Origin of the sequence: Paracoccus sp. J39 (assembly GCF_000518925.1) — a bacterium.
In the GTDB taxonomy this organism is placed as follows: domain Bacteria; phylum Pseudomonadota; class Alphaproteobacteria; order Rhodobacterales; family Rhodobacteraceae; genus Paracoccus.
The window spans coordinates 109,615-122,287 of record NZ_JAEN01000007.1 but is presented as its reverse complement, the minus strand read 5'-3'; the positions used below and the strand labels follow the sequence as shown (position 1 = coordinate 122,287).

At 70.3% G+C, this 12,673-nt stretch carries 9 protein-coding genes; all 9 read left to right on the top strand.

The genetic code is table 11. The annotated features are described in order from the left end of the window. Positions 1-77: 77 nt before the first annotated feature. The 9 genes from dusB (at position 78) to hflX (ending at position 12,461) form a co-directional block, all read left to right on the top strand. Complete coding sequence (gene dusB / locus L632_RS0108995; RefSeq protein WP_028716645.1) at positions 78-1,127, top strand: tRNA dihydrouridine synthase DusB; 1,050 nt, start codon at positions 78-80, stop codon at positions 1,125-1,127. Beyond that, entirely contained in the window at positions 1,124-2,281 is a 1,158-nt protein-coding gene (locus L632_RS0108990) for a nitrogen regulation protein NR(II) (RefSeq protein ID WP_036697727.1), read from the top strand. Before dusB ends, L632_RS0108990 begins: the two co-directional genes overlap by 4 nt. Positions 2,282-2,290: 9 nt before the next feature. Beyond that, positions 2,291-3,769, top strand: coding sequence for a sigma-54 dependent transcriptional regulator (locus tag L632_RS0108985; RefSeq protein WP_028712254.1), 1,479 nt, complete (start codon positions 2,291-2,293; stop codon positions 3,767-3,769). Between the two features lie 85 nt (positions 3,770-3,854). Next, on the top strand, positions 3,855-6,113 hold the full coding sequence (locus L632_RS0108980; RefSeq protein WP_028716644.1) for a PAS domain-containing sensor histidine kinase: 2,259 nt from the start codon (positions 3,855-3,857) through the stop codon (positions 6,111-6,113). Further along, positions 6,110-7,498 (top strand): sigma-54 dependent transcriptional regulator, encoded by a 1,389-nt coding sequence (locus L632_RS0108975; RefSeq protein ID WP_028712252.1) that lies wholly within the window; start codon positions 6,110-6,112, stop codon positions 7,496-7,498. The genes L632_RS0108980 and L632_RS0108975 overlap by 4 nt, the downstream gene beginning before the upstream one ends. A gap of 337 nt (positions 7,499-7,835) precedes the next feature. Beyond that, positions 7,836-9,212: a Trk system potassium transporter TrkA gene (gene trkA / locus L632_RS0108970; protein WP_028712251.1), complete on the top strand. Its 1,377-nt coding sequence runs from the start codon at positions 7,836-7,838 to the stop codon at positions 9,210-9,212. A gap of 9 nt (positions 9,213-9,221) precedes the next feature. Next, positions 9,222-10,844 carry a potassium transporter TrkG gene (locus L632_RS0108965; RefSeq protein ID WP_028712250.1) on the top strand — a complete coding sequence of 541 codons (1,623 nt, stop codon included), beginning with the start codon at positions 9,222-9,224 and terminating at the stop codon, positions 10,842-10,844. A gap of 75 nt (positions 10,845-10,919) precedes the next feature. Beyond that, positions 10,920-11,153, top strand: a complete 234-nt coding sequence (gene hfq, locus L632_RS0108960) for an RNA chaperone Hfq (RefSeq protein WP_017999735.1) — start codon at positions 10,920-10,922, stop codon at positions 11,151-11,153. Next, entirely contained in the window at positions 11,154-12,461 is a 1,308-nt protein-coding gene (hflX, locus tag L632_RS0108955; RefSeq protein ID WP_028716643.1) for a GTPase HflX, read from the top strand. Positions 12,462-12,673 lie beyond the last annotated feature (212 nt).

Below are 12,673 nucleotides of genomic sequence, written 5' to 3'. Positions count from 1 at the left end.
CCGCGGCAGGACCGCCTGCCGACCGGGCATGCGCCGCATTCTTTCGCATTCCCGCCGGCTGGCATACGAGTTCTCCCATGACATTGCCCGAACCCATCACCCTCGGCACCACGCGGCTCGGCCCGCCGGTCTTCCTGGCGCCCATGGCCGGGATCACCGACCTGCCCTTCCGCCGCGCCGTGGCCCGCCATGGCGGGGCCGGGCTGATGGTCAGCGAGATGGTCGCCTCGACCGAGATGGTGACGCCGCGCCCCTCGACCCGCGCCGCGGTGCGCGCCAAGGCGCTGACCGAGGGCGCGCTGCCGGTCTCGGTCCAGATCGCCGGGCGCGAGGCGGGGGCCATGGCGGAAACCGCGCGAATCGTCGCCGGCATGGGCGCGCGGATCGTCGACATCAACATGGGCTGCCCGGCCAAGAAGGTCACCGGCGGGCTGTCGGGGGCGGCGCTGATGCGCGACCTCGACCATGCGCTGGGGCTGGTCGAGGCGGTGGTCGCCGCCGTGCCCGACCTGCCGGTGACGCTGAAGATGCGGCTGGGCTGGGACGCGGATTGCCTGAACGCGCCCGAGCTGGCCGCCCGCGCCGCCGGGGCCGGGGTCCGGATGCTGACCGTGCACGGCCGCACCCGGGCGCAGTTCTATACCGGCAGCGCCGACTGGGCGGCGATCCGGGCGGTGGCGAACCTGCCGGGCCGGCCGCCGCTGGTCGCCAATGGCGATGTGGTGGACGCGGCCAGCGCCCGCGCCGCCCTGCGCCAATCGGGGGCCGATGCGGTCATGGTCGGCCGCGGCGCCCAGGGCGCGCCCTGGAAGCTGGCGCAGATCGCGCATGAATTGTGGAACACGCCCGCGCCGCTGGTGCCGCAAAGCGCGGCGCTGGCCGAGGCGGTGGCCGAGCATTACGAGGACATCCTGTCGCTTTACGGGCGCGAGCTGGGCCTGCGCGTCGCCCGCAAGCATCTGGGTTGGTATGCCGAGGCGAACGGCGCCCCGAACCGCGCCGAGCTTCTGCGCGCGCCCACGCCCGAGGCGGCGCTGGCCGCGATCCGCGCCGGTTTCGGCGATGCCGATGCCGCGCTGGCCGATGCCGTCCATGCCAACGCCCAGGCGACCGAGGTGCCTTCATGACAGCCCGGGCCAGGTCCGACATGCTGCCCGATCCCGAGATGGAAGCCGGCGGCGGCTTCGTCCCGGCAGAGGTCGGGCCGAACTGGTCGGCGCTTCCCCTGCCCGCGATCATCCTGGACGCGCGGGGCCGCATCGCGGCGATGAACGACCTGGCCGAGGCTTTCCTGAACATCTCCTGCCGCTCGTCGCTGGGACAGGCGCTGGAGGGGCCCGAGATGCGCAAGCGGCTGCGCATCGTGCCGCGGCTGGGCGCGATCCTGGAGCGCATGCGCGAGGGGCACGAGGCGCTGAACCGCGCCGGGGTGCGCTTCGAGATCGGCGACCGCTCGGGCGGGCATACCGACCGCATCGCCACCGTCCATGCCGGCCAGGCCCCCAGCCCCGAGGGCGGCACCGTCATCCTGCTGGCGCCCGCCGATGGCGGCGGCCGGCTGGGGCAGGGGCAGGCGGCGCGCTCGGCCGCGCGCTCGGCCATCGGCATGGCCGAGATGCTGGCGCATGAGATCAAGAACCCGCTGGCCGGCATCCGCGGCGCGGCGCAGCTGATCGGCATGAACCTCAAGGCCGAGGACCGCGACCTTGCCGACCTGATCGTCGCGGAATCGCGCCGCATCGTCGAATTGCTGGACCAGGTGGAACGCTTCGGCGACACCTCGGCGCCGCGGCTGGCGGCGGTGAACATCCACGACGTGCTGGAGCGGGTGCGCCGCTCGGCCGCGGTGGGCTTCGGCAAGGGGCTGCGCATCGTGCCCGATTACGACCCCTCGCTGCCGCCGGCGCTGGTCGATGCCGACCAGCTGGTGCAGGTCTGCCTGAACCTGGTCAAGAACGCGGCCGAGGCCATCGGCCGGGCGGGGCAGGGCGGCAGCATCCGCCTGCGCAGCTTCTACGACGGCACCCTGCGCCTGGCCCCGACCGAGGCCGAGCCGCAGGGCCGCAGCCTGCCCCTGCAGATCGAGATCGAGGACGACGGCCCCGGCATTCCGGACGCCATCCTGGACGAGGTCTTCGAGCCCTTCGTCTCGGGGCGCGAGAACGGCACCGGCCTGGGCCTTGCGCTGGTGTCCAAGATCATCACCGACCACGGCGCCTGGATCGCGCTGGAATCCCGCCCCGGTCGCACCGTTTTCCGCATTTCACTGCCCAAAGCCTGAGGTTTTCCCATGGACGGCACCGTTCTGATCGCCGACGACGACCGCACCATCCGCACGGTGCTGACCCAGGCCCTGACCCGCGCCGGCTGCCGGGTCCATGCCACCGGCTCGCTGGCGCAGCTGCTGCGCTGGGTCGAGGAGGGCCGGGGCGATCTGGTCATCACCGACGTGATGATGCCCGACGGCAACGGCATCGACATGATCCCGGCGATCCGCAAGGCGCGGCCGGACCTGCCGGTGATCGTGATCTCGGCCCAGAACACCATCGTCACCGCCATCCGCGCCACCGAGGCGGCGGCCTTCGACTATCTGCCCAAGCCCTTCGACCTGCCCGACCTGATGACCCGGGCCGGGCAGGCGCTGTCGCGCGTGCGCAGGTCCGAGCCGGCCGCGGCGGCTTCGGCCCCGGCCCCGGCCGCGGCGCCGGAATCCGGCGCCGATCCGGCCCTGCCGCTGATCGGCCATGCCCCGGCCATGCAGAACCTGTTCCGCATGGTGGCGCGGGTGCTCAACGCCGACCTGCCGGTGATGATCGCGGGCGAGGCCGGGGTGGGCAAGACCGTGGTCGCGCGCTCGTTCCACGATCTTTCCGACCGGCGCGAGGCGGGCTTCGTGGTGCTGACCTCGGCCGACCTGTCCGAGGAGACGATCCACAGCGCCGCCGAGCGCGCGCAGGGCGGCACGCTGCTGATCGAGGATCCGGCCGGCTTCGACACGGCCGCCCAGGCCCGGCTGATCGGCATGATCGAGGCCTGGGAGGTCGGGCCCGGCCGCAACCTGATGCCGCGCCTGGTCTCGACCACCGGGCCCGACCCGCAGGCCGACGTGGCCTCGGGCCGGCTGCGGGCGGACCTGTATTACCGGCTGGCGGGGGTGACCGTGACGGTGCCGCCGCTGCGGGCGCGGGTGGACGACATCCCGCCGCTGGCCCGGCACCTGCTGGCCCGCGCCGCCGCCCAGGGCCTGCCGCAGCGCAGCCTGTCCGAAGGCGCGACGGCGCTCATCCGCGCCTATCCCTTCCCGGGCAACGTGCGCGAGCTGGAAAACCTGATGCGCCGCCTGGCCCTGACCGCCGCCGCGGCCGAGATCACCGAGGCCGAGGCCGCCGCCGCGCTGGCCGAGTCGAGCCCGATCGTGCCGCCCGCCCCGGCGGCGGCGCCCGCCGCCCGGCCGGCAGCCGCGACCGCCGCCGGCCCAGCGGCCGCTTCGGCCAATCCGCTGGGCGAGCCCGCGAACATGCGGCTGGCGCAATCGGTGGAAATGCACCTGCAACGCTATTTCGACCTGCATGGCGACGACCTGCCGCCGCCCGGCCTTTACGACCGCATCCTGCGTGAGATCGAAAAGCCGCTTCTGGAGATCGCGCTGGACGCCACCGGCGGAAACCAGCTGCGTTGTGCCGATCTTCTGGGCATCAACCGCAATACGCTGCGCAAGAAACTGACCGACCTGAATATCGAGGTGACACGGCGGCGCAAACTGATGTAAAACGGCCACAGATGGCCTTGCGAGAGTCGCTGAACGGCCACAGAACGGCCGCGGACACAGCGGCGAAACCGTGAGGACGGGCAAGGTGGCGGGAACGCTGTCCAGGGGCACATGGGAACGCGTCGCACGGTTGCGGCGCCTGCGGCTCTATCGCAATGCGGCGACCCTTGGCCTGGTGCTGCTGGGTCCGGCGCTGGCGGGGCTGACCTTCGCGGTGATGGGGCCCTTCGCCAATGCCGTTTCGGGCGGTTCGCTGCTGCGGCTGGTGCTGCTGGCCGATCTGCTCTACCTCATCGTGCTGACCGGGCTTGTCGTGGCGCGCATGGCGCAGATCGTCGCGGCGCGGCGCAAGTCGACGGCGGGCTCGCGGCTGCACATGCGGCTGGTGGGGGTCTTCGCCACCATCGCGCTGGTGCCGACGGTGCTGGTGGCGCTGTTCGCCGGGCTGACGGTGAATATCGGCCTGGAGGGCTGGTTCTCCAACCGCGTGCAGCAGGTGGTCTCGACCTCGCTGGCGGCCGCCGAGGCCTATCAGGACGAACATCGCCGCGACCTGACCAATGACGCCAAGCTGCTGGCCGGGGCGCTGACGCAAGAGGCGCGGCGCAACCCGATGCTGGACGACGGCGAGCTGCGGCTGCTGCTGGGCCAGTTTCAGGCGCTGATCCAGCGCGGGCTGCGCGAGGCCTATATCATCGACGGCCGCGGCACCATCCGCGCCCGGGGCGAGCGCAGCTATCAGTTCTGGTATGAACAGCCCGGCCCCGCCCAGTTCGACGAGGCGGCGACCCGCGGGCTGGTGCTGATCGAGGACTGGCAGAACAACGAGTTCCGCGCCCTGGTGCCGCTGGCGCCGCTGGCCGACCGCTATCTCTACGTCACCCGCGACGTGGACGGCAGCCTGCTGGGCCTTCTGGACGACACCCGCCAGACCGTCGGCGAATACCAGCGGCTGGAGCAGGAGCGCGGCCGGGTGCTGTTCGAGTTCTCGCTGCTCTATCTGGGCTTTGCGCTCTTGCTGGTGGCGGCGGCGATGTGGCTGGGCCTGTGGTTCGCCGACCGGCTGTCGCGGCCCATCGGCCGGCTGGCCGAGGCCTCCGAACAGGTGGGCGAGGGCAATCTGGACTTCCAGATCCCCGCCCCCGACACCGGCGACGAGATCCAGACCCTGGGCGAAAGCTTCAACCGCATGACCCGGCAATTGAAGCAGCAGCGCCAGGAGCTGGTGGAGAGCTACCGCGCCGCCGACGACCAGCGCCGGCTGTTCGATTCCGTGCTCTCTTCGGTCACCGCCGGGGTGATCGGCCTCGATGCGGCGGGAGAGATCGACTTCCTGAACCGTTCGGCGGCGCGGCTCCTGGGCCTCGATCCGGCGACGGCGCATGACCGGCTGCTGTCCGAGGCGGTGCCGGAATTCGCGCCGCTGTTCGAGCGCCTGTCGCAATCGGTCAACGAATCGGTGCAGGACGAGATCCGCCTGACCCGCGAGGGCCGCGTCGAAAGCCTGCTGGTGCGCATGGCGATCCGCCGCGGCGCCGCCGGGGGGCTGGAAGGCTATGTCGTGGCGCTGGACGACGTGACCGACCTCGTGTCGGCGCAGCGCATGGCGGCCTGGGGCGACGTCGCCCGCCGCGTCGCGCATGAGATCAAGAACCCGCTGACCCCGATCCAGCTTTCGGCCGAGCGGCTGAAGCGCAAGTTCGGCCCCATCGCCGGCGAGGAGCGCGAGGCCCTGGAGCAATATACCGAGGTCATCATCCGCCAGACCAACGACCTGCGCCGCATCGTCGACGAGTTCAGCCGCTTCGCCCGCATGCCGGAACCCGACCGCAAGGAAACCGACATCGCCAAGCTCCTGCGCGATGCCGAGCTGATGCAGCGCGACGCGCTGCAGGGCGCTCTCGTCTCGGATATCCCCGACGAGCCGGTGATCGTCGATGCCGATGCCGGCATGATGCGGCAGGTCTTCACCAACCTGCTGAAGAACGCCGGCGAGGCGCTGGACGAGCTGCGCGCCGACCCGCCCGAGGGCTGGCAGCCGCAGGTCCGGGTCATGCTGCGCGTGGCCCCCGATGCGGTGACCATCCGCATCACCGACAACGGCCCGGGCCTGCCCCAGGACCGCACCCGGCTCTTCGAACCCTATGTCACCATGAAACCCGGCGGCACCGGGCTCGGCCTGCCGATCGTCAAGAAGATCGTCGAGGAACACGGCGGCAGCCTGATGCTGACCGACGCCCCCGAAGGACGCGGCGCCATGGCCGAGATCCGCCTGCCGCGCGAGCGCCAGCCGGTGCGCCTGTCCGCGCGCCGCCACAAACACGAGCAGGAAACATTCAAATGAGCGATATTCTGATTGTCGATGACGAGCGGGACATCCGCGAGCTGATTTCCGACATCCTGCGCGACGAGGGCTTCTCGACCCGCCTCGCCGCCAATTCCGACCAGGCGGTGGCCGAGCTGAACGCGGCCGAGCCGGCGCTGATGATCCTCGACATCTGGCTCAAGGACAGCAAGATGGACGGGATCGACATCCTCAAGCAGGTCAAGCGCAACAATCCCGACGTGCCGGTGGTCATCATCTCGGGCCACGGCAATATCGAGATCGCGGTGGCGGCGATCAAGCAGGGCGCCTACGACTTCATCGAGAAGCCCTTCAACATCGACCAACTGCTGGTGGTGATCCGCCGCGCCATGGAGACGGCGCGGCTGCGGCGCGAGAACTCGACGCTCAAGCGCGGCGAGGCGCGGGCCTCCGAGATGCTGGGCAATTCCGCGCCCTTCCGCCGGCTGCGCGAACAGCTCGACAAGGTGGCGAAATCGAACGGCAGGGTGATGCTGACCGGCGAGCCGGGGGCGGGCAAGGAGATCGCCGCGCGCTATGTCCACGCCCACAGCCCGCGGGCGCGCGAGCCCTTCGTCACCGTGCCCTGCGCCACCATCGAGCCCGACCATATGGAGGAGGTGCTCTTCGGCCGCGAGACCCCCGAGCGCGGCATCGAGCCGGGGCTGCTGGAGCAGGCGCATGGCGGGGTGATCTATTTCGACGAGGTGGCGGACATGCCGCTGGGCACCCAGCCCAAGATCCTGCGGGTGCTGACCGAGCAGCAGTTCCAGCGCGCGGGCGGCACCGACAAGGTGCGGGTCGACCTGCGGGTGATTTCCTCGACCAACCGCGACCTCGCGGCCGAGATCGCCGCCGGCCGCTTCCGCCAGGAGCTCTACGACCGGCTGAACGTGGTGCCGGTGCCGGTGCCGTCGCTGGCCGACCGCCGCGACGACATCCCGATGCTGGCCGAACATTTCATCGAGAGCTTCCATGCCGGCCAGGGCCTGCCGCTGCGCGCCCTGCCCGAGGAAACCTGCGCGGCGCTGCAGGCGATGAACTGGCCGGGCAATATCCGCCAGCTGCGCAACGTGATCGAGCGGGTGCTGATCCTGGGCGACGGCACCGGGCCGATCCAGCCCGCCGAGCTGGAAACCCAGAACGGCGGCGCCAGCACCGGCGAGGCCCTGGCGCTTGGCCCGCAGATCACCAGCCTGGCGCTGCGCGAGGCGCGCGAGCTCTTCGAGCGGGAATACCTGCTGGCGCAGATCAACCGCTTCGGCGGCAATATCAGCCGCACGGCGCAATTCGTCGGCATGGAACGCTCGGCCCTGCACCGCAAGCTGAAGTCGCTGGGCGTCGTCGGCGGGATGCGCGTCGAGGAGGAGCTGATGGGGAAATGACGGCGGCGCCATGCCGGTGGCGCGGTCGCATGAGTATTTGGAAAACGGTGAATGGCAGATGCTGCGCCCCGGATCACCGGGAGTTCTGCAGATCACTCCAGGGCGACCCCGGGGCGCTTTCACCGTTTGCGGTCATCGGCTCTCCAGCCTGTACCGCATGGTCTGTCTACAGGGGCGAGGTTAAGAAAAGCCTAACCGCTTCACCGTTTCCCAAATACTCATGCGGCGGTGGGACAGGCGCTGCGACTGCACGGGTGGCCCTGATGTTTTCGCTGTATCCGTCGCCCGCGCCGCGCGATAGGATCGCGCTTCACGAAGGGCATGGACCGGGGCCGGAATGAAGATCATCATCTGCGGGGCGGGGCAGGTCGGCTGGCATATCGCGCGCCATCTGGCGGGCGAGCGGAACGACGTCACCATCATCGACACCAATGCCGAGCTGGTCCGGCGCGCCACCGATGCGCTGGACGTGCAGGGCGTCACCGGCTTTGCCAGCCATCCCGACGTGCTGGACCGCGCCGGGGCGCGCGATGCCGACCTGATCATCGCCGCGACCCATTCCGACGAGGTGAACATGGTCACCTGCCAGGTCGCGCATTCCGTCTTCCAGGTGCCGCGCAAGATCGCCCGGCTGCGCAGCTCGGCCTATCTGGATGCGATCTATTCCGATCTCTACCGTACCGACCACCTGCCCATCGACGTGGTCATCAGCCCCGAGCGCGAGGTGGCGCGGGCGGCGATCCAGCGGCTCTCGGCGCCCTCGACCTTCGATGCCGAGACCTTTCTCGAGGGCCGGCTGCACCTGCTGGGCATCCTGCTGGAGCCGGACAGCCCGGTGCTGAACACGCCGCTGCGCCAGCTCAACGACATGTTCATCAGCCTCAGCGCCATCGTCAGCGGCGTGCGGCGCGGCGGCAAGCTCTTCGCGCCCGAGCCGGGCGACCAGCTGTTCGAGGGCGATCAGGTCTATGTCTTCACCCTGGCCGAGGACGTGCCGCGCACGCTGGAGATCTTCGGCAAGCCCATGGCCAAGCAGGAAAGCGTGGTCATCATCGGCGCCGGCAATGTCGGCCTTGCCGTGGCCCAGGCGCTGGAGGCGCGGCCCGAGCGCATCCGCGTCAAGCTGATCGAGCGCAGCCGCGCCCGGGCCGAGGATGCGGCCGACGCGCTGAACCGCACCATCGTGCTGAACGGTGACGGGCTTTCGGCCGAGCTGCTGGAGGAGGCGGCCGTGCCGCGCGCCGATGCGGTGCTGGCCATCACCGACGACGACAAGACCAATATCCTGGCCGCGGTGCGCGCCAAGCAGGCCGGCGCCAAGCTGGCGATTTCGCTGGTCAACGATCCGACGCTGATGTCGCTGATGGAGCCGCTGGACATCGACGCCTTCATCAATCCGCGCGCCAGCACCGTCTCGACCATCCTGCGCCATATCCGGCACGGCCGGGTGCGCGACATCTATTCCATCGGCGATGCCGAGGCCGAGGTGATCGAGGCGCAGGTCCTGTCCACCTCGCCCATCGCCGGCCGGGCGGTGCGCGACATCGAATTCCCCGAAGGCGCGCTGATGGGCGCGGTGCGCAAGGGCGAGCGCGTGATCAAGCCGACGGGCGACCTGCGCATCGAGGAGGGCGACATCGTGGTGATCTTCGCCCTGACCTCCGACATCCCCGAGGTCGAGCGCCTGCTGCAGGTCTCGATCGACTTTTTCTGAGGCGTCGGCATGAAGCTCCTGCTGCGCCTGCCGCTGATCGTGCTCCTGGGGGGGATCGGGGCGCTGGCCATGGTGCTGCCGGGGCTTTACGCCCATGCGCAGGACAGCCACAAGATCGGCTCGATCTTCCTGGGCGCGGCGGGGCTGTTCGTGCTGCTGGCGGCGATCCTGGGCATCGCCACCGCCGGCACGCCCGAGGGGCCGCGGGCGCGCAGCGTGCTTCTGACCATGCTGGGCACCATGGCGCTGCTGCCGGCCATGCTGGCGGTGCCCTTCGCCCTGGCCCTGCCCGATACCGGGTTCTTCAACGCCTGGTGGGAGATGATCTCCTGCCTGACCACCACCGGCGCCTCGCTTTATTCCCCCGAGCTGCTGCCGGCGCCGCTGCATCTGTGGCGGGCGCTGGTCGGCTGGCTGGGCGGGCTGTTCATGCTGGTCGCGGCCATCGCGCTGCTGGCGCCGCTGCGGGTCGGCGGGTTCGAGATCATGTCCTCGCCCTATGGCCGCAGCGAGCGGTTCGAGCGCCTGCCGCGCTCGGCCGAGGGCCCGGACGCCCTGGCCCCGCTGACCCATCCCGCCTTCCAGACCGAGCTGGCCGATCCGGCGCATCGGGTGATGCGGGCGGGGCGGGTGGTGCTGCCGGTCTATGCCGGGCTGACGCTGCTGATGTGGATGCTGCTGCTGATGCTGGGCGAAACCGGTCTGGTGGCGCTGACCCGCGCCATGGGCACGCTGTCGACCAGCGGCATCAGCCCGGTGGGCGGCCCGGCCGGGCAGGGCAGCGGCATCGCCGGCGAGGTGGTCATCTTCCTGTTCCTGATCCCGGCGCTGTCGCGCCGGTTCTGGCCGGGCGGCGGCGAGCTCAGGGCCAGCGAGAGCTGGGCCGGGGATCCCGAGCTGCAGATGGCCGCCGGCGTGGTGCTGCTGGTCTCGGTCGTGCTGTTCGCCCGGCATTTCGCCGGCGCCATCGGCGTCTCGCCCGAGGGCGGCATGGGGGTGCTCGGCACGCTGGACAGCGCCGCCTCGGCCGCCTGGGGCGGGATCTTCAACGGGCTGAGCTATCTGACCACCACCGGCTGGAACTCGGTCGAATGGCAGGGGGCGCGCAACTGGTCGGGGCTCAGCTCGCCGGGGCTGATGCTGGCCGGGCTGGCGATGATGGGCGGCGGCGTCGCCACCACGGCGGGCGGGGTCAAGCTCCTGCGGGTCTATGCCCTCGCGCGCCATTCCGAGCGCGAGCTGGAGCGGATCGTGCATCCCAGCTCGGTCGGCGGCGGCGGGCTGATGGCGCGGCGGCTGCGGCGCGAGGGCGCCTATCTCGCCTTCATCTTCTTCATGCTCTTCGCCAGCTCCATCGCGGTGACGGTCATGCTGATCTCGCTGCAGCGGGTCGAATTCGATTCGGCAACGATTCTCTCCATCGCGGCGCTGACCAATACCGGGCCGCTGGCCGGCGCGATTCCGCTGACGCCGACCTTCCAGGGCTCGGCCGGCATGGCGGGGGCGCCCTGGGCGGGCTGGGCCGGGCTGCCGGGGCTGACCAAGGCGGTGCTGGCCGGTGCGATGATCGTCGGCCGGGTCGAGACCCTGGCGATCCTGGCGCTGGTCTCGCCCGAATACTGGCGCCGTTAGGGCGGACACATGCTTGCAAGCGGCTGCCCGCTCGCCTAAGTCTTGAAAACCAGCGATAAGAACAAGGTGCCCCGAATGGCCGGCGACAAACAGAACCTCCAGGACGCTTTTCTGAACCATGTGCGCAAGGGCAAGGTCCCGGTCACGATTTTCCTTATCAATGGTGTGAAATTGCAGGGTGTCATCACCTGGTTCGACAATTTCTGCGTGCTCCTGCGCCGCGACGGACAGTCGCAGCTGGTCTACAAGCACGCCATTTCCACCATCATGCCGGGGCAGCCGATCAGCCTCTATGATGGCGAGGATTGATTGGCCGAGCCCTCGGAAACCCGCGAGCGGCCGACCCGCGCCTATGTGATCCATCCCGATCTGGGCAATTCGCGCACCCGCCGCTCGCCCGAGCTGGCGCTGGAAGAGGCCGTGGCGCTCGCCCATGCGCTGCCCGCCATCGCGGTGACGGGGGCCGAGGTGGCGCGGCTGCGCAATCCCGATCCGGGCATGCTGTTCTCCAAGGGCAAGCGCGAGGAGATCGGCGAGCACCTGCAGGCCGCCGCCGAAGGCGAGGGGGCGGAACTGGTGCTGATCGACGGGCCGGTGACGCCGGTGCAGCAACGCAACCTGGAAAAGGAATGGGGCGTCAAGATCCTCGACCGCACCGGGCTGATCCTGGAAATCTTCGCCGACCGGGCGCAGACGCGCGAGGGCGTGTTGCAGGTGGAACTGGCGGCGCTGGCCTATCAGCGCACCCGGCTGGTCCGGGCCTGGACCCACCTGGAACGCCAGCGCGGCGGGTTGGGCTTCGTCGGCGGCCCCGGCGAGACTCAGATCGAGGCCGACCGCCGCGCCATCGACGAGCAGGTGATCCGCCTGCGCCGGCAGCTCGAGCGGGTGGTCAAGACCCGCGAGCTGCATCGCAAGGCCCGCGCCAAGGTGCCCTATCCGATCGTGGCGCTGGTCGGCTATACCAATGCCGGAAAATCCACGCTGTTCAACAGGCTGACCGGGGCCGAGGTCCTGGCCCAGGACCAGCTTTTCGCCACGCTGGACCCGACCATGCGGCAGAGGGTGCTGCCGGGCGGGCGCCGGGTGATCCTGTCCGACACCGTGGGCTTCATCAGCGACCTGCCGCATGAGCTGGTCGCCGCCTTCCGCGCCACGCTGGAGGAGGTGCTGGCCGCCGACCTGATCCTGCATGTCCGCGACATCAGCCATCCCGAGACCGAGGAGCAGGCGGGCGACGTGGGCGAGATCCTCGATTCGCTGGGGGTCGAGGAGGACGTGCCGCTGATCGAGGTCTGGAACAAGATCGATGCGCTTTCGCCCGAAACCCGCGCGGCGCTGCGGCGCACCGATGCGCGGACCGCGGGGGTTCAGGCGATCTCGGCGCTGTCTGGCGAGGGGCTGGAGGCATTGCTGGCCGCCATCGAGGCGCGGCTGGCCGAGGCGTTGGACGAGCCGCGCCTGGAGGCCGAGCTGGTGCTGCCGCATTCGGACGGCCGGCGCCGGGCCTGGCTGCATGAGCGCGGCGTGGTGGCGGCCGAGGAACTGGCCGAGGACGGCGTGCATCTGCGCCTGCGCTGGACGGAGCGGCAGAAGGCGGCCTTCGAGGCGCTTTGACCGGCACCGTCGCGCGGGGCGGCTTTTGGAAGACGGCAGCGGTCGCAAGAGCCGGGCGCGGCCGGTGCCGATTGAGCGGCTGCGATTTGGGTATTTGGGAAACAGAGAAGCCAAGGCCGGGCCGCAGGGCGCGGCCTCTTCGCTTTCACGGTTTCCCCAATGTCCGAATTCCGTCCTGCCGGTCGGTTTGGGGCAAAGGCGGCTTCTCTGTT

Bases quoted from the DNA above. Each gene is read 5' to 3' on its own strand.
- dusB (WP_028716645.1), top strand. From the start codon at position 78: ATGACATTGCCCGAACCCATCACCCTCGGCACCACGCGGCTCGGCCCG.
- L632_RS0108990 (WP_036697727.1), top strand. From the start codon at position 1,124: ATGACAGCCCGGGCCAGGTCCGACATGCTGCCCGATCCCGAGATGGAA.
- L632_RS0108985 (WP_028712254.1), top strand. From the start codon at position 2,291: ATGGACGGCACCGTTCTGATCGCCGACGACGACCGCACCATCCGCACG.
- L632_RS0108975 (WP_028712252.1), top strand. From the start codon at position 6,110: ATGAGCGATATTCTGATTGTCGATGACGAGCGGGACATCCGCGAGCTG.
- trkA (WP_028712251.1), top strand. From the start codon at position 7,836: ATGAAGATCATCATCTGCGGGGCGGGGCAGGTCGGCTGGCATATCGCG.
- L632_RS0108965 (WP_028712250.1), top strand. From the start codon at position 9,222: ATGAAGCTCCTGCTGCGCCTGCCGCTGATCGTGCTCCTGGGGGGGATC.
- hfq (WP_017999735.1), top strand. From the start codon at position 10,920: ATGGCCGGCGACAAACAGAACCTCCAGGACGCTTTTCTGAACCATGTG.